The following is a 25,943-nucleotide window of genomic DNA, read 5'->3' as shown; positions in this document are numbered from 1 at the left end:
CCGTTAAGAACTTGTCAAATGCAAGCGTTCATATTATTGTAGGAGGAAGGAGTAACCTTCCTCCTTTTCGTACGAGAAGGTACATTATTTGAAGGTGAAATCCTTCTATTTCAATAGATTTGTTTGAAAATCGTAGCATAGATTGCGTAATTTTGTTTATAATGAATGGTATGTTTTGTATTAGGATTTACAAGTAGCTTGAAATAAATGCTATCGTTTAAAATAGTGATAAGCTAGTTTCTCAAATTAGCAGCTATTATTCATAGGAGATAATTGAAAGGGAGTGCCGATATCGTGAGTAGCTTAAAGCAGCTGTCTGCTGAAGACATCCAAGAAACATCCATGATTGATATTATGTATTTCATCCTGCAGGACGAGAAAAAACCTGTTTCTTTCTACACGTTAATGGAACGAATTGGAAAGATGAAAGGTCTAACTTCTTCTCAGCTTCAGGACATGCTTGCAGAAGTTTATACAAACTTGAACACAGACGGTCGTTTCGTAACGCTTGGAGATAACCAGTGGGGCCTTAAGGGCTGGTATCCTGTTGAGCAATCTCAAGAAGAGCTTGCAACGACAATTAAACCAAAGAAACGCAAGAAATCAACTGACGATGAGCTTGGTTTCGATGAAGATGATGAAGACGATCTTGAAGATCTAGAAGTAGATGATCTTGACGACTTTGACGATGATGACTTCGATGATGATACAGAAGATTTGGACGATGAAGACATTGATGATGACGATGATGACGACGTGGAAGACGACGAAGAAGAAAAGAAATAATTTCTGTCGCTTCTTGACTTTCGGTAGTGAAATCGGTAGAATCATTTTTGGGCTTCACCAAAATACTAAACTAATTTATAGATACGATATGAAAACAAAAGTGCCCCCTCATTTATGGGACAGGTGCCACTTTTGTTTTTTTTGTTTTTTATACTTTAAGGATTTTAAGCTTTTTAAAGGGCTAAAGTATAAGAAGAACGATGGCTTCTGTTAGAACCTGAAGGCAAGTTCTTCTAATAAGCTCATTGATGAAATGCATTGAGAAGCTGGAATTTAGCCAGTACGAGTGGACCTTCCGATTAAGTTAAGAAAAATGTAACCATCTGCATTGATTTTATTAAAAAAGATAAAATCTCTCGTTTCAGATGAATCCCCTTCCTTTTTTGAAGGGCAGAATATAAACCATGAGGGGGCAGAAAGATGACAGCAAAACATAAGAAGTACATCTTTGTAACAGGCGGTGTTGTTTCTTCGCTTGGTAAAGGAATTACAGCAGCTTCACTAGGACGACTTTTGAAAAATCGTGGCGTGAGCGTAACGATCCAAAAGTTCGACCCGTACATTAACGTTGACCCAGGGACAATGAGTCCTTATCAGCACGGTGAAGTATTCGTAACAGATGATGGCGCTGAAACGGATCTTGACCTTGGACACTATGAGCGCTTTATTGACATTAACCTTTCTAAGAATTCAAACGTAACAACAGGTAAAGTCTACTCTACGGTTCTTCGTAAAGAGCGTCGTGGCGACTATCTTGGAGGAACAGTACAGGTGATTCCTCACATTACGAATGAAATCAAAGAGCGCATTTTTCGCGCAGGTAACGAAACAAGCGCTGATGTAGTTATTACTGAAATCGGTGGAACGGTTGGAGACATTGAGAGTCTTCCGTTCCTAGAAGCGATTCGTCAGATCAAGAGTGACATCGGCAAGGAAAACGTTATGTACATTCACTGTACGCTTCTTCCTTATCTTAAAGCAGCTGGTGAAATGAAAACAAAGCCAACACAGCATAGTGTGAAAGAGCTTCGCAGCCTTGGTATCCAGCCAAATGTTATTGTTGTTCGTGCGGAACAGCCAGTTCCACAAGAAATGAAAGACAAAATCGCTTTGTTCTGTGATATTGATGAGCATGCGGTAATTGAAGCGCAAGATGCTGATACGCTTTATAAAGTTCCTCTTGCTCTACAAGCACAAAAGCTAGATGAGATCACTTGTCAACATTTGAAATTGAACTGTCAAGAACCGGATATGACTGAATGGAATGAGCTTGTTGAGAAGGTTCAAAACCTCTCAGGCAAAACGAAAATTGCGCTTGTTGGGAAGTATGTCGCTCTTCAAGATGCTTATATTTCCGTTGTAGAGTCGCTCAAGCACGCAGGCTATGCATTTGATGCTGACATTGACATTAAGTGGATTAATTCTGAAACAGTTACGCAGGAAAACGTTGAGGAACTTCTTTCTGACGTAGATGGCATCCTCGTTCCAGGTGGATTCGGCGATCGTGGAATTGAAGGGAAAATCACTGCGATTCAGTACGCGCGTGAAAGCAAAGTACCTTTCTTAGGAATCTGTCTTGGTATGCAGCTTGCTTCTGTGGAATTTGCACGTAACGTTCTTAATCTGGAAGGTGCTCATTCAGCTGAAATTAAGCCAACAACGAAATATCCAGTCATTGATCTTCTCCCTGAACAGAAGGATGTTGAAGATCTTGGTGGTACACTCCGTCTCGGTCTTTATCCATGTAAGCTAACGGAAGGTACGAAAGCATATGCAGCTTATAACGATGAAGTAATTTATGAGCGTCACCGTCATCGCTATGAGTTCAGCAATCAGTATCGTACTGAAATGGAAGAAGCAGGCTTCATCTTCTCTGGAACTAGCCCTGATGGCCGTCTTGTAGAAGTCGTAGAAGTGAAAGATCACCCGTGGTTTGTTGCATCACAATTCCACCCTGAATTCACATCACGTCCAACTCGTCCACAGCCGTTATTCAAAGAATTTATTGGCGCTTCTATCGCTAACAGCAAATAATTACAAAAAGCCTCTTCTCCGTTCGGAGAAGAGGCTTTTTTAGAAGAAGATAGCATTAAAATTCGTAGCCATGCTCTTCTAATATTTCCCTTGTAGTTAAATAAAGGGCATGATAAATGTACAAAGAAGTGAGTAGAGAAGGGTAGCCGATTCGTTCCCCATCATCATTTGGAACGAGACCGGAAGTAAGGCCGGTGTTAATATGAAAATGAACGCTTTGCTCAAGAAGAGGATCCGTTTCTTTTTTCGTTGCTGATATGCCAACAACCTGAGCTCCTGTTGCTTTGAATTTCTCAGCATGCTCAGCCGCTAGTTTGTCATCGTTAAACCGTGAAAATAATATCACGCAGTCATTTTCAGTTAATGCGGCAGGGTCATGAAGAATCGCACTTGAAGGAAGCTTCTCAGATCCGTACACAGCTTCAAGAGCAGCACCCTGGAGCTCATGCTCGCCATAAAAATAAACCGTTCCGCCTCCTGTTATCGTCTGTGCGAACAATCGGGATATATCTTCAATCACCATCTCATGCTGATCCTGAATAATCTTAAACTTCCCCATTAGCTGAGTCGTAAAAATTTTAAGCATCTTATCACTGCCTTTCAAAGTTTTTATGAAAAATTGAGAACTGATTTTTGGCTGTATTTTGGATATAAATATATGAATGAACCTCATTATACCGAAAAAGAAGATGCACAATTTCTTTGCTCATTGCAGGTTCCTATTATAACGAAACTACATGATACTTGCGAATTCCAGCCCTCGAGGTATAATCAGGAAGGGATTCAACAATTTGAAGCGAACATAAACAGTAAGACTAACTGAAAAGAAGGTGCTCTCACATGAATGAAAAAATTTTAATCGTAGATGATCAATATGGAATCCGTATTCTTCTAAACGAAATCTTCCAAAAAGAAGGATATCAAACCTTCCAGGCAGCGAATGGCGTTCAAGCACTATCGATCGTAAAAAGTGAGGATCCCGACTTAGTCATTCTCGATATGAAGATACCAGGAATGGACGGACTTGAAATCCTAAAGAGAATCAAAAAAATGGAGGCAAGGGCGCTTGTCATTATTATGACTGCCTACGGTGAACTAGATATGATCCACGAAGCGATGGATCTAGGAGCAATTACCCATTTTGCGAAGCCTTTTGATATTGACGAGATACGAGCAGCAGTAAAAAAAGAATTAGCATCGCTTTCATAAAGAAAGGTAACGCTTACATAAACAAATCCCATTAAATCAAGCTTTTCCCCTTCTTTTATGAAAGTGATATGCTATAATAGAACCGTGTTTTTGGAGAAATTGTAGAGCAAATGAATTCAGTATAGCGGGAAATTCTTGGACGACGGCATACATAAAAACATCGCGTTTGTGCCATCTTGAAGAAGACAGTTTTTCTGGATACATCTGCAAGCTTCAATGACAAGTATTCGTTATTAAGATGTTCCAGGTATCATCCTGGCAATTTTTAAATTATATTGAGGAGGATTTACCATGCCTTTAGTTTCTATGAAAGAAATGCTCGAAAAAGGTAAAGCAGAAGGCTACGCAGTTGGCCAATTTAACCTTAACAACCTTGAGTTTACTCAAGCGATCCTACAAGCTGCACAAGAAGAACAATCACCAGTTATCCTTGGTGTTTCTGAAGGTGCTGCTCGTTACATGGGCGGATTCAAAACAATTGTTACAATTGTAGAAGCGCTTATGGAAGAGTACAAGGTTACAGTACCAGTTGCTATTCACCTTGACCACGGTTCTAGCTTCGAGAAGTGTATGCAAGCGATCAACGCTGGATTCACTTCTGTTATGATCGACGGTTCTCATTACCCACTAGACGAAAACATCGCTCTAACTACAAAAGTAGTAGAAGCTGCACATGCAGTTGGTGTTTCTGTTGAAGCTGAGCTTGGACGCATTGGCGGCCAAGAAGACGATCTTATCGTTGACGATGCTGAAGCTGCATACGCAATCCCTGAAGAGTGTGAGCGCCTTATCAACGAAACTGGTGTAGATTGCTTCGCACCTGCACTTGGTTCTGTTCACGGCCCTTACAAAGGCGAGCCTAACCTAGGATTCGACCGCATGGAAACAATCAGCAAAATGACTGGTGTTCCTCTAGTACTTCACGGTGGTACTGGTATTCCAACTGCTGACGTTAAAAAAGCGATCAAATTTGGACATGCTAAAATCAACGTGAACACTGAGAGCCAACTTTCTTCTGCTAAAGCAGTTCGTTCTGTACTTGAAGAAAAGCCAGATCTTTACGATCCTCGTAAATACATGGGGCCAGCACGTGACGCGATTAAAGAAACAGTAATCGGCAAAATGCGTGAGTTTGGTTCTTCTAACAAAGCGTAATAACTTCTTAAAATCGGACCATCAAAACCGCTCTATTATGAGCGGTTTCTGATTTCCGTTTTTTAATCCCCTAACTACTACCTTGCGACTATTTTTCATTTATTTACAATCAAATCAGCTAACTCAAAACAAAATATGTTAAAATCTTTCTCGTAACCGCTTTCTAAAATCAAAGGAGGACGAACATAATGAAAATTTTCATAGATTCTGCAAACCTGAATGATATTAAAGAAGCACACGATATGGGAGTAGTAGCTGGAGTAACTACGAATCCATCTCTTGTTATGAAAGAAAAAGTGAATTTCCATGATCGTCTTCGTGAAATTACAAGCCTAGTATCTGGCTCTGTTAGTGCAGAGGTTGTTTCAACAACTGCTGAAGAAATGATTGAAGAAGGAAAACAATTAGCTGAAATTGCACCAAACATTACCGTAAAGGTTCCAATGAATCGTGAAGGGATGAAGGCGGTCAAAGCATTCTATGAAGCAGGAATTAAAACAAACGTAACGCTTGTTTTCTCTGCTAACCAGGCTTTGCTTGCAGCACGTGCTGGTGCGTCTTACGTTTCGCCATTCCTTGGACGTCTTGATGATATTGGCCAAAATGGTCTTGATCTCATCTCTGAAATCTCCGAACTGTTTGCGGTACATGGAATTGAGACTGAAATTATTGCTGCATCCATTCGTCACCCAATGCACGTAACAGAAGCTGCTCTTCGTGGTGCTGACATTGGCACAATGCCACTTAAGGTCGTTCTTCAGATGCTAGAACACCCGCTAACTGATAAAGGGATTGATCAATTCCTTTCTGACTGGGAAGAAGCGAAGAAAGCAAATAAATAGTCATATTAAATTGGCATGAACTTCCTGTTTTTGCCCATACTATTCTTAAGAAGTATCAAAATTCGACAGAAACATGAACAGGAATGAGATGCGGACGAAGAAGGGAGACCGTTATGGAAAAGTTGATGATCGCTGGAGGCCACCGATTAAGCGGTACAGTTCAAGTGAGCGGCGCCAAAAATAGTGCGGTTGCATTAATTCCGGCGGCTATTCTAGCAGATTCCACTGTCACAATTGATCATTTGCCGAACATTTCTGACGTGGGAATTCTCCGTGATTTATTAGAGGAAATCGGAGGACAAGCTGAGCTTGATGGAAATACATTAACTGTGAATCCACAGGACATGATTGCCATGCCGCTGCCGAATGGAAAAGTAAAGAAGCTACGTGCTTCTTATTACTTGATGGGTGCGATGTTGGGTCGTTTTAATAAAGCGGTTATCGGACTTCCAGGCGGTTGTAACCTTGGACCGCGTCCGATTGATCAGCATATTAAAGGATTTGAAGCTCTTGGTGCAAAAGTAACAAATGAGCAAGGTGCAATTTACCTTCGTGCTGATGAACTGAGAGGGGCCCGTATTTACCTTGACGTTGTAAGTGTAGGAGCTACGATTAATATTATGCTTGCAGCCGTTCGTGCAAAAGGACGGACAGTCATTGAAAACGCAGCGAAAGAACCAGAAATTATTGATGTTGCCACACTGTTATCTAGTATGGGAGCGAAGATCAAAGGAGCAGGGACAGACGTCATTCGTATCGATGGTGTTGACGAGCTAAGTGGCTGTTACCACTCGATCATACCTGATCGCATAGAGGCGGGCACTTATATGATTATGGCAGCGGCGATGGGAGACGAAGTCGTCATCGATAATGTCATCTCACAACATCTTGAGTCACTTATCGCGAAACTGCGTGAGATGGGTGTAAAGGTAGAGACGAATGAGGACCAGGTTTATATTCGTTCACCTCGCGAAGGCTGGAAAGGCGTTGACCTGAAGACACTCGTCTATCCTGGCTTCCCAACAGACTTACAGCAGCCCTTTACATCGCTCTTAACGAACGCAGAGGGTAGTAGCATTGTGACCGATACAATTTATGGCGCAAGATTTAAGCACATTGATGAACTTCGCCGAATGGGTGCGAATGTGAAGGTGGAAGGACGTTCTGCCATCATTAATGGAGCTGTTAAGCTTCAAGGTGCGAAGGTGCGTGCTTCTGATCTGAGAGCTGGTGCTGCCCTTGTCGTTGCTGGATTAATGGCAGAAGGCGTTACAGAAGTTTCAGGACTTGAGCACATCGATCGTGGGTATGAACGGCTTGTAGAAAAGCTGAGCAATCTTGGCGCGAGAGTCTGGCGTGAGAAATTAGATCAAGAAGAGCTTAAAGAAGTGGAAAGCTCTTAAGAATGCAGAACAGGCGGTGAAAGCCGCCATTCTGTCATCTTTTCGTGTAAGCGTTTAAAAAATAGAGATCGTGTAAACTTGGGGGGAAGCATGATGGAAAGAAGTTTATCGATGGAACTTGTTAGAGTGACCGAGGCAGCTGCGCTTGCTTCAGCGCGTTGGATGGGAAGAGGCAAGAAAGAAGAAGCAGATGATGCTGCAACGACTGCTATGCGTGACGTTTTTGATACGGTTCCGATGAAAGGAACAGTTGTCATCGGAGAAGGCGAGATGGATGAAGCGCCAATGCTTTATATAGGTGAAAAGCTTGGAACTGGATATGGTCCGCGTGTCGATGTTGCTGTCGATCCTTTAGAAGGAACAAATATTGTTGCGGCAGGAACATGGAATGCCCTCGCTGTTCTAGCGGTAGCAGATCACGGAAATCTTCTTCATGCTCCTGATATGTATATGGACAAAATTGCAGTTGGACCAAAAGCAGTAGGGAAAATCGATATTAATGCCTCCGTACACGAGAATCTAAAAGCAGTAGCTGAAGCAAAAGGAAAAAATATTGAAGACTGCGTGGCGGTCATATTAGACCGTAAGCGCCACGAAAAGATTATAGAAGAAGTGCGTTCTGCCGGTGCTAGAATTAAGCTTATATCTGATGGAGATGTAGCAGCAGCAATTAACACAGCGTTTGACGATACGGGTGTCGATATTTTGTTTGGATCTGGTGGAGCACCAGAGGGTGTCCTTGCTGCAGTAGCATTGAAATGTCTTGGTGGAGAAATACAAGGTAAGCTGCTACCGCAAAATGAGGAAGAATTAAGCAGGTGTAAAGAAATGGGAATTGAAGACATCTCCCGCGTTCTTCATATGGAAGATCTTGTGAAAGGCGATGACGCCATTTTTGCAGCGACAGGTGTTACTGATGGTGAATTGTTAAAGGGAGTTAGGTTCCAGGGAACTTCTGGTACAACACAATCCGTTGTCATGCGTGCAAAGTCAGGAACAGTTCGTTTCATCGACGGAAAACATAGTTTACAAAAGAAGCCTGATCTGGTCATTCGACCTTAAATCACTATAAAGTAAGCGAGATCTCATGCAACATTGGCTTTTACATGTTGAATATTCCTAAGGAATCTGGTAAAACTATAAGGTGCTGTATTATTGTTATTACATTTAGTTACCGAAACTATAATGTGAACGAAATAGATAGTAAACTAATCCTGGCTCATTCGATCTGTGGAGAAGAGGTACTTATACTCGCTGTGCTTTCTTTTACAAGTTGATCATGAGCCAAAGATGACGCTCGAACAAGCCGAGAATTATCAGAGTAACGATTGCTAAGCAACACCTTCGTTGTGCACTTCCTCTACTCTCACTTAAGAGATGCCTGAATAGATAGCCTCTCACAGGATCTCAACAAACTCTTTCTCTCTTTACTTATTTTCTCAATCGTCAAATTGGTCAACTCTATACAACGTACATACGTTGTGAAAGCAAACCTCTTTGCGCACTCATATCATTTTCCAGCCGTTAGGGTCAAACCTATTATTATATAAAAAGTGTGGTGTCAACATGGCAGTAAATATATCAGAATTAGAACAAATGACGTTAAAAGATCTATATGAACAGGCAAGACTATACAAAGTCTCATATTATAGCAAGTTGAACAAGCGAGAACTTGTATTTGCCATATTGAAAGCGCAGGCTGAACAATCTGGCCTTCTTTTCATGGAAGGTATTCTAGAGATTATTTCCTCTGAAGGATTTGGATTCCTACGACCGATTAACTACTCAGCTAGTGCAGAAGACATTTATATTTCCGCTTCACAAATTCGTCGATTCGATTTACGTAACGGTGATCGCGTATCGGGTAAAGTACGACCGCCTAAAGAAAATGAGCGCTACTACGGTCTCTTACACGTAGCCGCAGTAAATGGAGAAGACCCTGATTCTTCTAAAGAACGCGTGCATTTCCCAGCGCTAACGCCGCTGTATCCTGAGAAAAGAATGAACTTTGAGAACAAATCAGGCAATCTTTCAACGCGTATCATTGATATGATCTCGCCTGTCGGCTTTGGACAGCGTGGTTTGATCGTAGCTCCCCCAAAAGCAGGGAAAACAATGTTGCTGAAAGAAATTGCTAACAGCATTACAACGAATCATCCTGACACAGAACTTATCGTGCTTCTCATTGATGAGCGTCCTGAGGAAGTAACCGATATCGAGCGTTCTGTTGATGGCGATGTTGTTCATTCAACTTTTGATGAAACGCCGGATAATCATATTAAAGTAGCTGAGCTTGTGCTAGAGCGAGCTATGCGTCTTGTTGAGCATAAGAAAGACGTTGTGATTCTTCTTGATAGTATTACACGTCTTGCTCGTGCTTATAACCTTGTAATTCCTCCAAGTGGACGTACACTTTCAGGTGGTATTGATCCTGCTGCTTTCCATCGTCCAAAACGATTCTTTGGTGCGGCAAGAAACATCGAAGAAGGCGGTAGCTTGACGATCTTAGCGACAGCTCTTGTGGAAACAGGTTCTCGTATGGATGACGTTATTTATGAAGAATTCAAAGGAACAGGCAACATGGAATTGCATCTTGATCGTCGTCTTGCAGAACGACGTGTCTTCCCGGCGATTGATATTCGTCGCTCTGGCACGCGTAAAGAAGAGTTACTTCTTCCAAAAGAACAGCTTGAAATGCTTTGGACAATCCGTAAGAGCATGGATGACTCATTTGAATTCGTTGATAATTTCTTGAAACGCCTCAAGAAAACAAAGGAAAATAAAGAATTTTTCGATCTATTTGAGAAAGAAAAAAGCGGTTCATCTCGCTAATTAGTGATCGTTTCGTCACAGGATGATCAATTGCATTGTCTCTACCTCCCTGCTATAATACTTCTATGTGTGCAGAAGCTAAAAGGTATTCCCTTTTAGCTTCATTTAACTCTGGTTCCTCAGGAATCAGGGCGGAAGGAGATGAAATTCATGAAACAAGCAATTCATCCTGGTTATGAAAACATCAAAGTTAGATGTGCTTGCGGTAACGAATTCGAAACTGGATCTACAAAACAGGATGGCGTCAGTGTAGAGGTTTGCTCTGAATGTCACCCGTTCTATACTGGACGTCAGAAGTTTAATGACGCTGGTGGACGCGTAGATAAGTTTAGAAGAAAATACAACCTAAAAGGTTAATGATAGAACAGGCAAGTTTTTACTCCTTGCCTGTTTTTTTACTCAATATTCTTAGTGGAAACAATGCTTTTGTTATAAGGTAGGGGAAGATTGTTGACTCACCTCAGCACTTATAGGAAGAAACGGCTCGAGCAAATACATTTGCTCACTCGTTTCTTCCTATAAGTGAGTAAGTGTGAGATCATACCCGATGAAATAATAAACATTTAAAATCAATAATTGGATGAAAGTATACGCAAAATAAAGACTGTGCTGATCAGTCATTTTTTAATGCTTATGCTGGAGAAAGGAGAAGCGGTTGAATGCATGTCATGAAGCACAGCGGCTGGATTGAGGTTGTTTGCGGAAGTATGTTTTCCGGAAAGTCGGAAGAATTGATTCGTCGAGTGAAGCGAGCGACTTATGCAAAGCAAAAAGTCCAGGTGTTCAAGCCTAAAATTGATGATAGATACAGCGAAGAATCTGTTGTGTCTCATAATGGAATGTCCGTTATCGCTGTCCCAGTTGATCATTCACAAGCGATCCTGGACCGCGTCTCAGAGGATACAGATATGGTTGCGGTAGATGAAGTACAGTTTTTTGATGAAGAAATCGTAGATGTGGCTCAGCAGCTTGCTGATGAAGGCGTTCGTGTAATCGTCGCAGGACTGGACCAGGATTTTCGCGGCGAAGCATTCGGGCAAGTTCCTAAGCTTCTTACGGTTGCTGAATCAGTTACGAAGCTACAAGCAATCTGTGTTGTATGTGGTTCTCCAGCAAGCCGTACCCAGCGTTTGATTGATGGGAAGCCCGCGCATTATGAGGATCCAATTATCCTTGTTGGTGCGTCAGAATCCTATGAACCACGCTGTCGTCATTGTCACAAAGTACCAGGGAAACCAACGGCTCGAGACAATAAAGAGCAGCAAATATCAAAATAAGTCCGGGAAACCGGGCTTTTTTAATGCGCGAAAACATCTGGTTTCATTTCGATAGAAGGAGAGAAGGAGAATCTAACCTGTCATCTTTGGGCACCTTAAAACGAGGAGGTGACTGACTGATGAGAAAGGCTTCAACTTTGATGATTGCATTCCTTTTACTTGTAGCTGCTTGTTCGCCATTAAAACCACCAGAGGCGGATGGACAAGCGGGAGAAGGTCAGAATTTAAACACAGATATTAACTTAAATCCTCAGTCTTATCGCAATATGAGTGTTGATAAGCCAACAATTAGTGACGATCAAGATAAGATTCGTGAAGTCGTCGAGACAGAAGGTTACGATGCTGGAGTCGTTTCAATTACAGGAAATCACGCGTGGGTAAATGTGAAATTTAGCAATAAAAATGAAGCGAGTTTAAATGAACAGAAAAAAAACCTCGCTGCTAAAATTTATCAAGCCGTACCCAGATACAAAATTCATGTGCGAGCAAGATAAACCCTCTCATACGAGAGGGTTGTTTTGTTTTATATGTTTAGTGCTGGGCACGTCGGGCTGCCTGTTGCAATGGATCCCATACGCTATTGTAAGGCGGAGCATAAGCGAGATCCAGATCTTCAATGTCATGAAGCGTCATCTGATGGTAAAGAGCCGTTGCAAGCACATCAACTCGCTTATCAACGCCGTACTTTCCTATAAACTGTCCGCCGATAATTCGTTCGTTATCATCTCGGAAGATAATTTTTACGCAAAGTTCACGAGCTTCTGGGTAGTAACCCGCAATGTCAGTTGCCTCCGTTGAACAGCTTGAGAATGGCAGGTTTAACTCTTTTGCTTCACTAGTTGAAAGGCCTGTACGGCCAAGAGTTAATCCGAAAAATTTAATAACAGATGTGCCAACAATCCCCTTAAACGTATTTGGTTGCCCAATCATGTTAAGGCCAGCAATGCGCCCTTGCTTATTTGCCGTTGTGCCAAGAGGAACAAAGTCATCTCGTTCTTTAATTCGATGATAATGGGTTGCACAGTCTCCGGCTGCATATACGTCCTCTTTACTTGTTTGCATGTAGCGATTCACCTGTATAGCTCCGTTAGAAGTCGTGTGAAGACCGCACTCTTTGAGGAAACCAGTATTCGGTTTGACGCCGACTGAGACGAGAACAAGGTCTGCATCATATTCTCCTTTGTCAGTCACGATTTTATTGACGCGCTTATCCCCTTTGAAAGACTGAACGCCTTCATTTGTATGAACCGAAACATTGTTTTGCTCGGCTTCTTCATGTATAAGTTCAGCCATATCGTCATCAAAAATACTGGCAAGGTGCGGTCCTAACTCAATGATGCGTACATTTTTACCGAGTTCACGGAACGTTTCGGCCATTTCGAGGCCAATATACCCACCGCCAATGACCGCCACATTTTGTACGGAATCATCAAGATCTTTTATCACTTTTTCAGCATCGGGAATGGTCTTTAATGTATGTATGCCGTTAAGGTCGATGCCTTCCCATTTTGGTTTAACAGGACTTACTCCTGTAGCGATCAGAAGCTTATCGTAATTTTCTTCAAAATGATCATTCGTTTTTAAATTGATTCCTTTTACGATTTTGTTTTCAGTATCAACGTTTGTAACCTCATGGTAGACACGTGCGTCAATTCCATACTTTTCTCGAAATGTATCGACGGATCTTGCAATCAGTTTATCCGTTGATTCTATTTTTCCGCTAATGACATAAGGCAGCCCGCATTGGCCATACGAATAAATATCTCCCTTTTCAAGCGTCACAACCTCAGCTTCCTCATCGTTTCGAATAATTTGCATTGCTGCACTCATACCAGCCGCATCTCCGCCAATAATAACAAACTTCATCTATAAACAGCCCCTTTCCTAATCGTTCAGTCTAGCTTACTTACAGTTTACCCTTAAAAAATGATGTTAAAGCTATTTTTGCTTTTGACTGGCGAAATGTCCTATACTATAATTAGAATGTTATGCAACGAAAACGAGGTGAAAGATCTTGTTAGACCGTTTAGAAATTGTAGAAGAACGTTATGATAAGTTAAATCAGTTGTTGAGTGATCCAGAAGTCATTAATGACACGACGAAACTCCGCGAATATTCCAAAGAGCAAGCTAGCCTTGAGGAAACCGTTCAGGTGTATCGTGAATATAAGGAAATTCTCGAAGGCATTCAAGACGCGAAGGCGATGCTTGAGGAAGAAAAAGATGCAGAAATGCGTGAAATGGTGAAGGCAGAGCTTTCAGAGCTTACACCACAAGAAGAAGAGTATGCAGAGCGCTTACGAGTGCTACTTCTTCCTAAAGATCCGAACGATGAGAAGAACGTAATTATCGAAGTTCGAGGAGCAGCGGGTGGAGACGAAGCCGCATTATTTGCTGGTGACTTATACAAAATGTACAGCCGCTTTGCTGAAATGCAAGGTTGGAAGTCTGAAGTCATCGAATATAGTTCAACGGAGCTAGGTGGTTATAAAGAAATTATCTTTATGATCAACGGTGCCGGCGCGTATTCCAAAATGAAGTACGAAAACGGCGCACACCGAGTGCAGCGTGTTCCTTCAACAGAATCAGGTGGACGTATTCACACGTCTACGGCAACAGTAGCCGTGCTTCCTGAAGCGGAAGAAGTGGAAGTTGAAATCCATGACAAAGACATTCGTGTTGATACATTTACTTCAAGTGGACCAGGTGGACAGAGTGTTAATACAACGATGTCAGCTGTTCGCTTAACCCATACGCCAACAGGTGTTGTTGTATCGTGTCAGGATGAGAAGTCACAGATTAAGAACAAAGAAAAAGCGATGAAGGTTCTTCGTGCTCGTGTGTATGATAAGTTCCAACAAGAAGCACAGAAAGAGTATGACGATAACCGTAAATCCGCTGTTGGAACGGGCGACCGTTCTGAACGAATCCGTACGTATAACTTCCCACAAAACCGCGTGACGGATCATAGAATTAACTTAACGATTCAGAAACTTGACCAGATTCTTCAAGGGAAGCTTGATGAGTTCATTGATGCGCTAATTACAGAAGAGCAAACGCGCTTAATGGCAGAAGCTGGAGAGTGACCCTATGATGACTGTATTCGAAGCCCTTAAATGGGCTTCTTCTTTTTTAGAGAAGCATGGACGTGAAGCGTCAGCAGCTGAATGGCTGATTAAGCATGAGTTAAATGTAACGAGAACGGATTTGCTCCTTCGAATGCAAGACGAAATGCCTGATTATGAAAGTTTTGAAGCGAAAATTCAGGAGCATGCGAGCGGCATTCCTGTTCAGCACATTGTCGAAAAGGAAGAGTTCTATGGTAGAACGTATCGGGTCAACCATCATGTTCTCGTTCCAAGACCTGAAACAGAAGAGCTTGTGGAAGGCATCCTTACAAGAGCGAAGGATCTATTTCTCGACCCGACACAGGCAACGATTGCTGACATTGGAACGGGAAGTGGGGCAATTGCAATTAGTCTAGCGCTTGAACTTCAAAATCGAGAAGTCACTGCGGTCGATATTTCTGAAGATGCTCTAGAAGTTGCGAAGGAAAATGCGCGACGGCTTGAGGCGCCAATCACGTTTCTTCATGGCGATCTACTTCAGCCGTTAGCAGGACGTAAGCTTGATATCGTTGTCTCAAATCCTCCGTATATTTCTGAAGAAGAATACGCAACTCTTGACCCGTTGGTTCGAGATTATGAACCTATTCAGGCACTCGTTGGAGGAGAAGATGGATATGAGCTTTATCGAAGACTTGCGGAAGGTCTCCCTAGTTTGATCTCGTCTCCAGGATTAATTGGATTTGAAGTAGGAGAAAAGCAGGCGAGAACCGTTGCTACAATGCTTGAATCCTCTTTTAGTGGGGACATTGAAGTGGAAGTGGTGAAAGATATTAGTGGGAAAGAACGGATGGTATTTGGTGTTGTAAAGTAACCCTGTCGATTCTACTCACATTCTGGTGAAGAGTTCTACGTTTAAAACGTTCGATTCTGGCCAGAATGAGAGCTAGAAGGGACGGGATACAAGATGAATCAAAGAGGACTTATTAATCTATTAATCTCATTTTTTATTCTTGCTTCAAGTCTCCAGAGTTCGGGAATAGTAACAGCAAATCAACAGGTTATTCCAGACGAAGCGATTCGTCTTCGCATTTTAGCAAATAGCAATAGTAATGAAGATCAAACAGTGAAACGCAGCATTCGTGATGAAGTCAATGATTCGATTAATGAATGGGTTGCTGATCTAACTTCTATTGAAGAATCTCGTCATGTGATTAAAAGTCGTCTGGCCGAGATTGAAGCTATCGTAAGCAAGCAATTAGAAATGATCGGTAGTCGTGAATCTTTTTCTGTTACGTTCGGGGAAGTGGCTTTTCCAACGAAGCTTTATGGCGACTTCGTTTATCCGGCAGGTGATTACGAAGCTGTGCTCATTACGATTGGTGAAGGGCTTGGGGATAACTGGTGGTGCGTATTGTTTCCACCGCTTTGCTTTCTTGATTTCTCAAATGGTGATGCCGTCCAAGCTGAAAATGATGTAGCGGAAGAACCATCTGAAGAAGTAGAAGTTGAATTCTTCCTCGTCAAAATAATTGATACGATTGTTGAATGGATTAAAGGGATATTCAGTTAAAAGGTCTATTTTCCTCCTTCGAAGCATAAGACCATAACAGAACGGTATTGTGCTCAAATAAGAATTTGAAGGAGGAAGATTCAATTGTTTCTAGTTAGAGAAGCAACTACTGAAGATGTCGCCGCCGTTTGGGATTTCGTGAAACGTTCTGGACTCGAGGTGGACGGGCTACCTAAGATTGAGTCCTTCCTTATCGCAGAATCAGAAGAGAAGGAGCTATTCGGTGTCATTGCCCTTGAAACGTTTGGAAATGCAGGTTTACTTAGAGCTCTCGTCTTAAACAGCTCCGAATCCACCTCAGAGCGTTTGCTACGTTTCTTTGATCAGGTGATTCAATTGGCGAAAAAAAACCAATTGGACGAGTTATATCTTACATCAAAAGAAGAATCCTTTTTCTTTCAAGTTTTCGGTTTCTCGACAATTCCTGTAGAAAATATCCCAACAACGTTGAAGACAAATGAGTTATTTACAAATCATTCAGATCAGCGAGTGATTATGAGAAAACGGTTAACGTAGGCGATCTCATCAACAAGGTTATACACAAAACAAGCATTCCTTATCCACACAATGTGGATATTGATGTAATAAGACGAAGGAAGCGTTTTTACGAATCGTGTAGAATCCTGTGGAAAGATCACATATCTCCCCGAAATAACCGGGCTTATTAGTATTTATGATATAAGAAGGTGTATAACATGGAAGGTATCCACACAAATGTTTGGTATGTGGATGGAAATGTGGATAGTGAAAAAAGTTATCCACAAATTATGGGAGCTGCAGAATATTTAAAACAAAATGAAGTCGTTGCTTTTCCTACTGAGACGGTCTATGGGCTTGGTGGGAATGCTTTATCTGAAGAAGCCGTCGCAAAAATCTTCCAAGCGAAGGGACGACCTGCAGATAATCCGCTTATTGTGCACGTTGCCTCTCGTCCACATGTGGAAAAGTTAGTAACGAGTATTCCGAAGCAAGCGGATGATCTGATGAATGCATTTTGGCCGGGACCACTAACAATTGTTTTACCTGGTGGACAGAGCGTGGCTAGAAATGTAACAGCGGGACTCGATACGGTAGCCATTCGCATGCCAAACCATCCTGTAGCACTGGCCATATTAAAAGCTGCGAACTTACCTCTTGCAGCGCCAAGCGCGAATCTATCAGGCAAACCAAGTCCGACGTCAGCTGATCATGTCATTCATGATTTGAGCGGAAGGATCGCTGGCATTGTGGATGGAGGGTCAACTGGTGTTGGTCTTGAGTCTACTGTTGTGGACTGTTCTGGAGATGTCGTGACAATTCTCCGTCCAGGGGGTGTCACGAAGGAGCAGTTAGAAGAAGTGGTCGGCGAAGTGAAGGTTGATCCAGCATTAAGTGATGATGGTCAAAAGCCAAAGTCTCCCGGTGTAAAGTATAAACACTATGCACCGACAGCTCCTGTTACGCTCGTGGATGGTTCAGAAAAGCATCTGCAAACGATTGTGGATAAGCGTAGAGCAGAAGGATTGAAAATAGGCATCCTGGCAACAGAGGAATCAAAGTCATTATATCAAGCAGATATCATCATTCCATGTGGATCAAGAGATGACCTTATTTCTGTAGCGAATCGTCTTTATGATGTATTGAGGCAGTTCGATGAATCCGATGTGGATGAAATCTATAGTGAAATATTCACACATGAGGGAGTAGGAGCAGCGGTTATGAACCGGCTATCAAAAGCTGCGAACAATCGTGTGATTAAAGAATAGTAAAAACCCGCTCATTTGAGCGGGTTTTTTCATCGAGGCTAATTATTATTGCGTTTCTTTTCTACAAACTCTTCTACCATTTTCGTTGTTACGTAAGTTCGTGTAGGGATACTTCCTTGTTTAGCAAGTTCATTAATTTGAAGTGAAAGTTCATTGATCCGTTCAGTTGTATAAGATTTGTTCGCTTCACATTGTTCAACAGCATGAGCAATCGCTGCTTCGCGCTCTTTATCTAACTGAATAAACAATTTAATTTCACGATTTTTTTCATTAAGCTGATTTGAAATACCTTTGTGAACGCTCATCTAATTAGTTCCTCCATTTCGGCTCATTCCATACTAGAACATTACCCTTAACGAGCCCTTCCTAACCTATTATTCCTCCTTTCCCTTCTATTTTCAAGAGGACGTGCATAAAAGTTGAATAGCACGTCCCGGGAGGAGATGGAATGTTTTCCACTGCATTAATTGGTGAGCTTGCAACGTTAAGTATAATGGCGTTTGCTCTCGGCATGGATGCTTTTTCAGTTGGACTAGGAATGGGTATGATCCCGCTCCGGCTTCGCCAAATTGCCAAAATCGGCGTTGTGATCGGACTATTTCATATGGGGATGCCACTTGCCGGTATGATCATCGGGCGCGTGCTTTCCGAGCATTTTGGCACGATTGCAACAATGATCGGCGGCGGTCTCTTGCTTGTACTAGGCATTCAAATGGGACTATCCTCACTCTCATCAAGTGATAAACCGTTTGTCACGCCAGTGGGGTTTGGTTTACTTATTTTTTCTTTAAGTGTTAGTCTTGATAGCTTTTCCGTTGGGTTAAGTCTTGGCATTTACGGTGCAAGAGTGGTTATCACAATCTTATTGTTTGGCCTTATTAGCATGCTCTTAACGTGGTCAGGCTTAATGATGGGTCGGAAATTTCAGAGCTGGATCGGCTCGTACAGCGAACTTCTCGGCGGTTGCATACTATTTGGGTTTGGGCTGAAGCTTTTGATTTTGTAATGTGCAGTTAAGTGTGTTTGGCTAATAAATCCAAATTTCAGCCAATAAAAAGCTCCAGGGAAGGCTAAGGTACTTGCGGACACCCTCCCTGAAGCTTAAGATAAGCTGAATTACTCCGTTATCCCCTGTAAAAGTCTCGCGTAAGGAGAGTTTGCTGGGAGCATGATCACTGTTTCGTCGTTCAAAGTCGTTTTATACGACTCGAGCGTGCGATAAAGCTCGTAGAATTCAGGATCTTTACTAAATGCTTTGTTGTAGATTTTAGCCGCTTCAGATTCTCCCTCTGCGCGAATTTCTTCCGCATCGGCATCTGCTTTAGCAATTATGGTATCGACCTCTTTATCTGTTTCCGCCTTGATTCGATCGGAATCCGCGTCACCTTGAGATAAATATTCCTGTGCTTTCGATTCACGCTCTGAAATCATTCGCTGGAATACGGACTGTTCGTTTGCGTCAGGGAGATCGGTGCGCTTCATGCGCACATCTGTTACCTGAATGCCGTACGCATCGCGATCGAGGAGTTCATTTACTCGCTCCCGAACGTTATCGTTGAAGCTACCCCGGTTAGATTTCTCTTCATTTATGATTTCCTCATATTCAAGCTGACCAAGTTCAGATCGGATGACTGAGAAAATAAACTCACCCATTTTCGCTTCGGCATTTTCAATAGTTCGTGCATTAGTGATCATATCTTGTGGATCGCTGACAGACCAAACGGCGTAATTATCCACAGTCATCCTCTTTTTATCTTTCGTTGTAATTTCTTCTGGATTGACATCGTAAAGCATTTGATACTTTGGAAGCGTCGTAACTGACTGAATGAACGGTACTTTAAATTTTAGGCCGGGTTCTGTTTCGATTTTAACGACGTCACCAAATTGACGAATGACCTTGTACTCGCCTTCCTTTACAACAAATAGTGTGCTGAAAAGCCCGCCAATCATAATGAGAAGGAGAACGATAAGTATTGCGGTTTTTACAATTTTTCTAGGACTCATCTTACGGCGGTGTTCATCCATATTAAAAACGTTCTCACTCATTCTTTTCACTCTCCTTTGGCTTTGGGGTTTCAGCTGTTTTTTCTTTTGCTGGCTGAATCGGTAAGTATTTGACGGTGTCTCCACCTTCGTCGGTAATGTAAATTTTCGTATCAGGAAGAACTTCTTCTAGCGTCTCTAACACAAGGCGCTGTCTTGTAATATCAGGATTGGTTTTATATTCATTATAAAGAGCATTGAAAGTAGCAACGTCACCACGGGCTTGCTCGATTCGCTGAGCCTTTTCACCCTCAGCTTTCGAAATACGAGCGTCCTTTTGACCTTCTACAACATTGAGCTCCTGGTTTTTGTATTTCTTCGCACCGTAGATTGTCGTTTCTTTTTGTTCACGGGCATCGACGACGTTTGTGAACGCTTTACGTACTTCATCATTTGGTAGTTCAACGTCTTGAAGCTTCACATCAAGAATGGAAATTCCAATTTCGTAACGATCAATTAATTGGGTGAGAATATCACGAACATTTCCTTCGATTTCCGCTTTACCTGACGTAAGGGCTTCGTCTATTTCTGAGCTACCGATCACACCCCTTAATGAAGCAGATGTAGCATTATAGAGAATTTCTTTCGGTTCATCAGAGTAGTACAAATATTGTTTAGGATTCGTAATCCGCCATTGCACAACTAGGTCGGCGAGTACGATGTTTTCATCTCCAGTTACCATTTTTGTTTCCTCTGGAAAATCCACAATTTCTCCATCTTCCTCATCATATCCAAACGTTAAGCTGAACGTCTCTCTTGGTAAAATATCCACCTGTTGGATCGGCCATGGCAGTTTAAAATGAAGACCAGCCTCGCTTATTTCTTCATCTACTTTCCCAAATGTCATAATGACAGCTTGCTCTGATTCATCCACTGTATACCAGCTTGTAACTAGAATGACCCCCAGGATAAGAAATAAAACAACCGCACCTGACAGGATGACAATTTTTCTTTGTGACATCTAACTTCCCCCCTCGATTTTCTTATAACAAGTATTACGTGCAGATAACAAAAAGGTTTCGTAATTCCCATATTTTTTCACAATAACGGTTGGGCGATAGAGGGTGGATTTATCCCCCTTCATCTCTCATAATAGGAGGAGAAGGGAAGTGGACATGTTGAGAGTTTTATTTGTATGCACAGGTAACACATGCCGCAGTCCAATGGCGGAAGTGATTCTAAAAAATAAAAGCAAAGAAGTTGAAGCGAAATCAGCAGGTGTTTTTGCAGCGAACGGTGCTCCTGCGAGTCGTCAGGTTGAAATTCTTCTAGAAGAGAAAGAGGTTCCATTTGCCCATACGGCAAAAATGCTAGATCGACAGTTAGCAGAATGGAGCGATCTCCTTCTTACGATGACTAGTAGTCACAAAGCACTTGTACTTCGTGATTTTCCAGAGCTAGCTGATAAGGTTTATACATTAAAAGAATATGCAGCAACAGAAGATGAGAAGAAATACGATTCTTATCAAGAGAAAGCGGCTGAGATTGAAATGAAGCGAGCGGCTTTTCAACATGAGATCCAAAACGTTACAGGAGAAGATGAACAGCAGAAGCGCAATCAATTCGAAGCGGAAATGAAAAAAGATCTTGGAGAATTGCAAGCGCTTGAAGAAGGTTTGCCTTCAATGGATATATCCGATCCATTTGGCGGTACAATAGAACAGTATCGAACAACTTATACAGAAATTGAGACAGCGATTGAGCAAATGATGGAACGGATCCGTCAAGAAGACATGGAGGGGTAAGAATGAAAGTAGCCATAGGTGCAGATCATGCGGGTGTTAATATTAAGGGTGACATCATCAAAGTAATTCAGGAGCTTGGTATGGAGGTCATCGATCTTGGGTGTGATTGTCACGATTCCGTGGACTACCCCGATTATGCAATTCCTGTTGCAGAAAAAGTAGCTTCAGGAGAAGCGGATCGCGGTGTATTAATTTGCGGAACAGGGATTGGAATGTCGATTGCAGCAAATAAAGTCAATGGTATCCGATGTGCGCTCGTACATGATCTTTTTAGTGCGAAAGCGACTAGACTACACAACGATTCCAATGTTCTTGCGATGGGCGAACGTATCATTGGCCCTGGCCTTGCCGTGGAGATTGCCAAGGTCTGGCTGGAAACCGACTATGAAGCAGGACGCCATGCTAGGAGAGTCGGCAAAATTACAGAATACGAAGTAAAAGAATAAGGGGGCGTTACCTGTGGATGAACAAACAGCGCGTCAAATTACTCGGCATACGCTTGAAGCGCTCTCGGACCTTCAGAAAGATGCCCGTCTGACAGATCGTCACTTGCTCGTTATTGGGATGAGCTCTAGCGAAGTGATCGGTCAGCGTATTGGGACTGCTGGGACCGTTTCGGCAGCGGAGGCTATTTATGAAAGTATTGATGTGTTTCAAAAAGAAACAGGTGTTCAGCTTGCTTTTCAATGTTGTGAGCATTTAAATCGAGCGCTTGTCATTGAGCGAGAAACGGCTTTTGACAAGGGGTATGAAATTGTAGCGGCTATCCCGACTGCGAGAGCAGGCGGTTCGATGGCGACGCATGCTTATGCTCAAATGAATGATCCAGTTCTCGTTGAGTTTATTTCAGCGGATGCGGGAATCGATATTGGCGATACGTTTATTGGTATGCACATCAGGCATGTGGCAGTACCAGTTCGAGGTAGGCACACGTCAATAGGTGAGGCTCATGTAACAATGGTTCGCTCAAGACCAAAGCTCATTGGGGGAGAACGCGCCTCATATCTTGGGAAAAATGAGCATTGCTTTTAGCCTCAAAACCGAACGATAAATTAGTTCGTTTAAGTAATATACGGATCCAAACTTCTGTGGTACAATGCAATCGAGATTGCATCACAACTGTTCGTGTTGACGAATGGAAATATGTGTGGGATGGAAAGGGGATATCAATGCAAAACCTAGCAAAGCAGGATCAAGAACTTTTACAGGCAATGAAAGACGAGCTTGGTAGACAGCGCAGCAAGATTGAACTTATCGCATCAGAGAATTTTGTATCAGAAGCCGTTATGGAGGCGCAAGGATCAGTACTAACGAACAAGTACGCGGAAGGCTATCCAGGTCGTCGTTACTATGGTGGCTGTGAATATGTCGATGTCGCTGAAAATATTGCAAGAGACCGTGCGAAGCAGCTTTTTGGCGCGGAGCATGTGAATGTTCAACCTCACTCAGGAGCACAGGCGAACATGGCCGTTTATTTCACGATTCTTGAGCAGGGAGATACTGTTCTCGGAATGAACCTTTCTCATGGTGGCCATCTTACACACGGAAGCCCAGTTAATTTCAGTGGGGTGCAATATAACTTCGTCGAGTATGGTGTAGATAAAGAATCACAGCGTATTGACTATGATGACGTTCTTGAGAAAGCCAAAACCCATCGTCCGAAATTAATTGTAGCAGGTGCAAGTGCTTATCCACGCGAAATTGATTTCAAACGTTTCCGTGAAATTGCGGATGAAGTGGATGCTTACCTTATGGTCGACATGGCTCATATCGCTGGTCTTGTGGCGACAGGTCATCATCCAAACCCTGTACCACATGCTCATTTCGTTACAACAACAACACATAAAACCCTTCGTGGACCTCGTGGAGGAATGATTCTTTGTAAAGAAGAATTCGCGAAGAAAATTGATAAGTCTATTTTCCCAGGAATTCAAGGCGGTCCGTTGATGCATGTGATTGCAGCGAAAGCCGTAGCATTTGGTGAAGCACTTTCTGAAGAGTTTAAAACTTACTCCGAAAAAGTGATTGCGAATGCGAAGAAACTCGCTTCAGCACTTGAAAAAGAGGGGATTAATCTTGTTTCTAATGGTACCGATAATCACCTTGTTCTTCTAGATCTACAGAGTCTTGATATGACAGGGAAAGTAGCTGAAAAAGCACTTGATGATATCGGGATTACAACAAACAAGAATACGATTCCTTTTGATCCACAAAGTCCTTTCGTAACGAGTGGTCTCCGTATTGGAACAGCAGCTGTTACCTCACGCGGCTTTGGTGAAGCAGAGATGGAAGAAATCGCTAGTATTATTGGTGACGTATTGAAGCATCATGAGAACGAAGACGAGCTTCAAAAAGCAGAGAAACGTGTTCAGGAACTTACGGATAAATTTCCAATGTACGAAAGTATTTCCTACTAATATCGATGTACACGCCGGGAGCCTATGAACTTCCGGCGTTTTTATAGAGAAAAACGACTAATCGACATCAAGATAGAGTCTTGCTAATTTAATAGGAAGAGCGTGAATATTTCATCATCTTATAAAGCCTTGAATCAAACCGCGTTTTTATGTAGAATTGCGAAGAAGATTTAGGAACGAAACCAAAACGAAAAGGGGAGTGCATACGATGGGTAAAGTATACGTGTTCGATCATCCGTTGATTCAGCATAAGCTTACATACATTCGTGATGAGAAAACAGGAACGAAGGAGTTCCGTGAACTTGTAGACGAAGTGGCAGCACTTATGGCTTATGAAATTACAAGAGAACTTCCGACTGAAGAAGTGATGGTGAAAACACCTGTAACAGAAGCGAAATCAAAAGTTCTCTCTGGTAAGAAGCTTGGACTTGTTCCAATTCTAAGAGCCGGTCTTGGCATGACAGACGGCATTCTGAAACTAATCCCAGCTGCAAAAGTTGGACACGTAGGGCTATATCGCGACCCTGAAACGCTTCAGCCTGTAGAATACTACGTGAAACTTCCTGCTGACATTGAAGAGCGCGAATTTATCGTGATCGACCCAATGCTTGCAACAGGCGGTTCAGCTGTTGAAGCCATCAACTCCATTAAAAAGCGCGGAGCTAAAAACATCAAAATGATGTGTCTGATCGCAGCACCTGAAGGCGTGGAACTTCTGAACGAAGCTCACCCTGACGTTGATATTTACATTGCTGGTCTTGATGAGAAACTAAACGAAAAAGGATACATTGTTCCAGGTCTTGGTGATGCAGGAGACCGCCTATACGGAACGAAATAAAGAATTCAAAAACCCCTTCCCTAATCGGAAGGGGTTTTTGATTAGAAGTAAGGAAATACGATTTAAGAGGAAAGTGTAATTGGTCAATAATGGTTCAATGATTCGGTGAAATAATGTGCGGATGCCGACAAATGTGAAAAAAAAGTGACAAATTCCGCTGTATTTAATAGGAAATGATTCCCTGTTTCGTCTAAATAACACATCTCTGCTAGTGTAAGCGTTACTATCCTTGGTATTACTGGGTTTTTTGAGTTTTTTTCTATTTGTGAATTTGATCACACCATTTCCCCTAAACGCATTGACATCAAGTACACCCTATTGTAGACTTACAAAGGGTATAGTGATAAGGTTTTCATTTGCTCAAATTATGCTTTTCAATGACTCACCTTTATAGCAAAGGGGCGCTTGATTTGAAGGCGATGGCACTCTATACAACAATCTTATCTTATCTAGTTGGATCAATCCTAACGGGGATATTCCTAGGCAGATGGATGGATAGCCTATTCGACACCTTTCCACTTTTTCTTATCATTGGCCTCCTGCTTGGTTTGGGCGGAGGGATTTATGGATTGGTTCGTCTTCTACATAAGTTTACAGGGGAAGATTAGATGACAGAATACACTCAAAGTTTTCGCCGCTACATGCAATTCACCCTGTATTTGCTCGCCATTTTCGTGATGGGTTGGGGGATTACCTCATATAAAGCATTATTCCTCGGGTTAATTCTTGGCACCATTTTCAGTATTTACAACCTATTCAACATGTTCCGTAAAATCGATCGTCTTGGTGAAGCTACAGTAAAAGGGACAAAGGCTAGATCACTTGGTTTGTTAACAAGACAGGCTGTTGCTGGACTCAGCGTACTGGTTGCATTAAGGTATCCAGAGTATTTTAATTTGCTAGGTGTGGTAATTGGGTTAATGACCACCTACATTATCATTCTCATAGATTCAATATCCAAAATACGCATTAAGTAGGAA

29 protein-coding genes are annotated in these 25,943 nt (G+C 42.2%); 24 read left to right on the top strand and 5 right to left on the bottom strand.

The annotated features are described in order from the left end of the window. Positions 1–294 precede the first annotated feature (294 nt). Both rpoE and Q4550_RS10380 read left to right on the top strand, forming a co-directional pair. On the top strand, positions 295–786 hold the full coding sequence (rpoE, locus tag Q4550_RS10385; protein ID WP_194218359.1) for a DNA-directed RNA polymerase subunit delta: 492 nt from the start codon (positions 295–297) through the stop codon (positions 784–786). Positions 787–1,206: 420 nt separating this feature from the next. Next, positions 1,207–2,820 (top strand): CTP synthase, encoded by a 1,614-nt coding sequence (locus Q4550_RS10380; protein WP_303532438.1) that lies wholly within the window; start codon positions 1,207–1,209, stop codon positions 2,818–2,820. A 55-nt stretch (positions 2,821–2,875) separates the two neighbouring features. On the opposite strand, the gene Q4550_RS10375 is transcribed toward Q4550_RS10380, so the two are convergent. Further along, positions 2,876–3,406, bottom strand: coding sequence for a DUF2529 family protein (locus Q4550_RS10375; protein ID WP_303532436.1), 531 nt, complete (start codon positions 3,404–3,406; stop codon positions 2,876–2,878). A gap of 254 nt (positions 3,407–3,660) precedes the next feature. On the opposite strand from Q4550_RS10375, the gene Q4550_RS10370 reads away from it, so the two are divergent. The 9 genes from Q4550_RS10370 to Q4550_RS10330 all read left to right on the top strand — a co-directional run bounded on the left by Q4550_RS10370 (position 3,661) and on the right by Q4550_RS10330 (position 12,032). Continuing rightward, positions 3,661–4,029, top strand: coding sequence for a response regulator (locus Q4550_RS10370; protein ID WP_194218362.1), 369 nt, complete (start codon positions 3,661–3,663; stop codon positions 4,027–4,029). A 291-nt stretch (positions 4,030–4,320) separates the two neighbouring features. Then, positions 4,321–5,184: a class II fructose-1,6-bisphosphate aldolase gene (gene fba, locus Q4550_RS10365; protein WP_159786369.1), complete on the top strand. Its 864-nt coding sequence runs from the start codon at positions 4,321–4,323 to the stop codon at positions 5,182–5,184. Positions 5,185–5,372: 188 nt separating this feature from the next. Then, positions 5,373–6,026, top strand: a complete 654-nt coding sequence (gene fsa, locus Q4550_RS10360) for a fructose-6-phosphate aldolase (RefSeq protein WP_194218363.1) — start codon at positions 5,373–5,375, stop codon at positions 6,024–6,026. Between the two features lie 113 nt (positions 6,027–6,139). Further along, a complete protein-coding gene (locus Q4550_RS10355; RefSeq protein WP_194218364.1) occupies positions 6,140–7,429 on the top strand; it encodes a UDP-N-acetylglucosamine 1-carboxyvinyltransferase in 1,290 nt (429 codons plus the stop codon). Between the two features lie 93 nt (positions 7,430–7,522). Continuing rightward, positions 7,523–8,491: a class II fructose-bisphosphatase gene (glpX, locus tag Q4550_RS10350; RefSeq protein ID WP_303532430.1), complete on the top strand. Its 969-nt coding sequence runs from the start codon at positions 7,523–7,525 to the stop codon at positions 8,489–8,491. A gap of 504 nt (positions 8,492–8,995) precedes the next feature. Next, on the top strand, positions 8,996–10,261 hold the full coding sequence (gene rho / locus Q4550_RS10345) for a transcription termination factor Rho (protein WP_194218366.1): 1,266 nt from the start codon (positions 8,996–8,998) through the stop codon (positions 10,259–10,261). Between the two features lie 150 nt (positions 10,262–10,411). After that, complete coding sequence (gene rpmE / locus Q4550_RS10340) at positions 10,412–10,618, top strand: 50S ribosomal protein L31 (protein ID WP_303532428.1); 207 nt, start codon at positions 10,412–10,414, stop codon at positions 10,616–10,618. 302 nt (positions 10,619–10,920) lie between these two features. Continuing rightward, a complete protein-coding gene (locus Q4550_RS10335) occupies positions 10,921–11,538 on the top strand; it encodes a thymidine kinase (RefSeq protein WP_194218368.1) in 618 nt (205 codons plus the stop codon). Positions 11,539–11,657: 119 nt separating this feature from the next. Next, positions 11,658–12,032: a hypothetical protein gene (locus Q4550_RS10330; RefSeq protein WP_303532426.1), complete on the top strand. Its 375-nt coding sequence runs from the start codon at positions 11,658–11,660 to the stop codon at positions 12,030–12,032. A gap of 37 nt (positions 12,033–12,069) precedes the next feature. Here the strand turns inward: Q4550_RS10330 and Q4550_RS10325 are convergent, their stop codons facing one another. After that, positions 12,070–13,404, bottom strand: coding sequence for a CoA-disulfide reductase (locus Q4550_RS10325; RefSeq protein ID WP_303532424.1), 1,335 nt, complete (start codon positions 13,402–13,404; stop codon positions 12,070–12,072). Between the two features lie 148 nt (positions 13,405–13,552). Here Q4550_RS10325 and prfA point away from each other — a divergent pair, with 148 nt between their 5' ends. The 5 genes from prfA to Q4550_RS10300 all read left to right on the top strand — a co-directional run bounded on the left by prfA (position 13,553) and on the right by Q4550_RS10300 (position 17,920). Then, the gene (gene prfA, locus Q4550_RS10320) at positions 13,553–14,623 is read left to right on the top strand and encodes a peptide chain release factor 1 (protein WP_194218371.1); all 1,071 of its coding nucleotides are present in this window, start codon (positions 13,553–13,555) and stop codon (positions 14,621–14,623) included. A 7-nt stretch (positions 14,624–14,630) separates the two neighbouring features. Next, complete coding sequence (prmC, locus tag Q4550_RS10315) at positions 14,631–15,476, top strand: peptide chain release factor N(5)-glutamine methyltransferase (RefSeq protein ID WP_303532830.1); 846 nt, start codon at positions 14,631–14,633, stop codon at positions 15,474–15,476. 93 nt (positions 15,477–15,569) lie between these two features. Next, positions 15,570–16,175: a stage II sporulation protein R gene (gene spoIIR / locus Q4550_RS10310; protein ID WP_303532423.1), complete on the top strand. Its 606-nt coding sequence runs from the start codon at positions 15,570–15,572 to the stop codon at positions 16,173–16,175. Between the two features lie 84 nt (positions 16,176–16,259). Further along, positions 16,260–16,691: a GNAT family N-acetyltransferase gene (locus Q4550_RS10305; RefSeq protein WP_303532422.1), complete on the top strand. Its 432-nt coding sequence runs from the start codon at positions 16,260–16,262 to the stop codon at positions 16,689–16,691. A 188-nt stretch (positions 16,692–16,879) separates the two neighbouring features. Then, positions 16,880–17,920 carry an L-threonylcarbamoyladenylate synthase gene (locus Q4550_RS10300; protein WP_303532828.1) on the top strand — a complete coding sequence of 347 codons (1,041 nt, stop codon included), beginning with the start codon at positions 16,880–16,882 and terminating at the stop codon, positions 17,918–17,920. 38 nt (positions 17,921–17,958) lie between these two features. Here the strand turns inward: Q4550_RS10300 and Q4550_RS10295 are convergent, their stop codons facing one another. Further along, entirely contained in the window at positions 17,959–18,225 is a 267-nt protein-coding gene (locus tag Q4550_RS10295; protein WP_194218375.1) for a DUF2533 family protein, read from the bottom strand. A 143-nt stretch (positions 18,226–18,368) separates the two neighbouring features. On the opposite strand from Q4550_RS10295, the gene Q4550_RS10290 reads away from it, so the two are divergent. After that, a complete protein-coding gene (locus Q4550_RS10290) occupies positions 18,369–18,926 on the top strand; it encodes a manganese efflux pump MntP (protein WP_303532421.1) in 558 nt (185 codons plus the stop codon). A gap of 110 nt (positions 18,927–19,036) precedes the next feature. Here Q4550_RS10290 and hflC read toward each other — a convergent pair whose 3' ends face one another. Both hflC and hflK read right to left on the bottom strand, forming a co-directional pair. Continuing rightward, positions 19,037–19,966, bottom strand: a complete 930-nt coding sequence (gene hflC / locus Q4550_RS10285) for a protease modulator HflC (RefSeq protein ID WP_194218377.1) — start codon at positions 19,964–19,966, stop codon at positions 19,037–19,039. Next, positions 19,959–20,924 (bottom strand): FtsH protease activity modulator HflK, encoded by a 966-nt coding sequence (gene hflK, locus Q4550_RS10280; protein ID WP_194218378.1) that lies wholly within the window; start codon positions 20,922–20,924, stop codon positions 19,959–19,961. The genes hflC and hflK overlap by 8 nt, the downstream gene beginning before the upstream one ends. 154 nt (positions 20,925–21,078) lie before the next feature. Here hflK and Q4550_RS10275 point away from each other — a divergent pair, with 154 nt between their 5' ends. The 7 genes from Q4550_RS10275 to Q4550_RS10245 all read left to right on the top strand — a co-directional run bounded on the left by Q4550_RS10275 (position 21,079) and on the right by Q4550_RS10245 (position 25,940). Continuing rightward, positions 21,079–21,708, top strand: a complete 630-nt coding sequence (locus Q4550_RS10275; RefSeq protein ID WP_303532827.1) for a low molecular weight protein arginine phosphatase — start codon at positions 21,079–21,081, stop codon at positions 21,706–21,708. A 2-nt stretch (positions 21,709–21,710) separates the two neighbouring features. Beyond that, complete coding sequence (gene rpiB, locus Q4550_RS10270; protein WP_303532420.1) at positions 21,711–22,154, top strand: ribose 5-phosphate isomerase B; 444 nt, start codon at positions 21,711–21,713, stop codon at positions 22,152–22,154. Between the two features lie 13 nt (positions 22,155–22,167). Further along, complete coding sequence (locus tag Q4550_RS10265; protein ID WP_303532419.1) at positions 22,168–22,740, top strand: TIGR01440 family protein; 573 nt, start codon at positions 22,168–22,170, stop codon at positions 22,738–22,740. 137 nt (positions 22,741–22,877) lie between these two features. Continuing rightward, positions 22,878–24,125, top strand: a complete 1,248-nt coding sequence (gene glyA / locus Q4550_RS10260) for a serine hydroxymethyltransferase (protein ID WP_194218381.1) — start codon at positions 22,878–22,880, stop codon at positions 24,123–24,125. Positions 24,126–24,333: 208 nt separating this feature from the next. After that, positions 24,334–24,963: a uracil phosphoribosyltransferase gene (gene upp / locus Q4550_RS10255; protein WP_303532418.1), complete on the top strand. Its 630-nt coding sequence runs from the start codon at positions 24,334–24,336 to the stop codon at positions 24,961–24,963. Positions 24,964–25,340: 377 nt separating this feature from the next. Then, positions 25,341–25,571 carry an AtpZ/AtpI family protein gene (locus Q4550_RS10250; protein ID WP_303532825.1) on the top strand — a complete coding sequence of 77 codons (231 nt, stop codon included), beginning with the start codon at positions 25,341–25,343 and terminating at the stop codon, positions 25,569–25,571. Beyond that, on the top strand, positions 25,572–25,940 hold the full coding sequence (locus Q4550_RS10245; RefSeq protein WP_303532417.1) for an ATP synthase subunit I: 369 nt from the start codon (positions 25,572–25,574) through the stop codon (positions 25,938–25,940). Positions 25,941–25,943 lie beyond the last annotated feature (3 nt).

Origin of the sequence: Anaerobacillus sp. 1_MG-2023 (genome assembly GCF_030547345.1) — a bacterium.
GTDB lineage: Bacteria > Bacillota > Bacilli > Bacillales > Guptibacillaceae > Guptibacillus > Guptibacillus hwajinpoensis_B.
This window is presented reverse-complemented; position numbering and strand designations above follow the sequence as displayed.

Coding starts and splice junctions, on each gene's coding strand:
- Q4550_RS10370 (WP_194218362.1), top strand. CDS start 3,661: ATGAATGAAAAAATTTTAATCGTAGATGATCAATATGGAATCCGTATT.
- spoIIR (WP_303532423.1), top strand. CDS start 15,570: ATGAATCAAAGAGGACTTATTAATCTATTAATCTCATTTTTTATTCTT.
- fsa (WP_194218363.1), top strand. CDS start 5,373: ATGAAAATTTTCATAGATTCTGCAAACCTGAATGATATTAAAGAAGCA.
- rpmE (WP_303532428.1), top strand. CDS start 10,412: ATGAAACAAGCAATTCATCCTGGTTATGAAAACATCAAAGTTAGATGT.
- prmC (WP_303532830.1), top strand. CDS start 14,631: ATGACTGTATTCGAAGCCCTTAAATGGGCTTCTTCTTTTTTAGAGAAG.
- Q4550_RS10375 (WP_303532436.1), bottom strand. CDS start 3,406: ATGCTTAAAATTTTTACGACTCAGCTAATGGGGAAGTTTAAGATTATT.
- Q4550_RS10250 (WP_303532825.1), top strand. CDS start 25,341: ATGACTCACCTTTATAGCAAAGGGGCGCTTGATTTGAAGGCGATGGCA.
- Q4550_RS10355 (WP_194218364.1), top strand. CDS start 6,140: ATGGAAAAGTTGATGATCGCTGGAGGCCACCGATTAAGCGGTACAGTT.
- Q4550_RS10380 (WP_303532438.1), top strand. CDS start 1,207: ATGACAGCAAAACATAAGAAGTACATCTTTGTAACAGGCGGTGTTGTT.
- Q4550_RS10295 (WP_194218375.1), bottom strand. CDS start 18,225: ATGAGCGTTCACAAAGGTATTTCAAATCAGCTTAATGAAAAAAATCGT.
- Q4550_RS10245 (WP_303532417.1), top strand. CDS start 25,572: ATGACAGAATACACTCAAAGTTTTCGCCGCTACATGCAATTCACCCTG.
- rpiB (WP_303532420.1), top strand. CDS start 21,711: ATGAAAGTAGCCATAGGTGCAGATCATGCGGGTGTTAATATTAAGGGT.
- fba (WP_159786369.1), top strand. CDS start 4,321: ATGCCTTTAGTTTCTATGAAAGAAATGCTCGAAAAAGGTAAAGCAGAA.
- glyA (WP_194218381.1), top strand. CDS start 22,878: ATGCAAAACCTAGCAAAGCAGGATCAAGAACTTTTACAGGCAATGAAA.
- hflK (WP_194218378.1), bottom strand. CDS start 20,924: ATGTCACAAAGAAAAATTGTCATCCTGTCAGGTGCGGTTGTTTTATTT.
- Q4550_RS10290 (WP_303532421.1), top strand. CDS start 18,369: ATGTTTTCCACTGCATTAATTGGTGAGCTTGCAACGTTAAGTATAATG.
- rho (WP_194218366.1), top strand. CDS start 8,996: ATGGCAGTAAATATATCAGAATTAGAACAAATGACGTTAAAAGATCTA.
- Q4550_RS10325 (WP_303532424.1), bottom strand. CDS start 13,404: ATGAAGTTTGTTATTATTGGCGGAGATGCGGCTGGTATGAGTGCAGCA.
- Q4550_RS10275 (WP_303532827.1), top strand. CDS start 21,079: ATGTTGAGAGTTTTATTTGTATGCACAGGTAACACATGCCGCAGTCCA.
- upp (WP_303532418.1), top strand. CDS start 24,334: ATGGGTAAAGTATACGTGTTCGATCATCCGTTGATTCAGCATAAGCTT.
- Q4550_RS10335 (WP_194218368.1), top strand. CDS start 10,921: ATGCATGTCATGAAGCACAGCGGCTGGATTGAGGTTGTTTGCGGAAGT.
- hflC (WP_194218377.1), bottom strand. CDS start 19,966: ATGAGTGAGAACGTTTTTAATATGGATGAACACCGCCGTAAGATGAGT.
- glpX (WP_303532430.1), top strand. CDS start 7,523: ATGGAAAGAAGTTTATCGATGGAACTTGTTAGAGTGACCGAGGCAGCT.
- Q4550_RS10330 (WP_303532426.1), top strand. CDS start 11,658: ATGAGAAAGGCTTCAACTTTGATGATTGCATTCCTTTTACTTGTAGCT.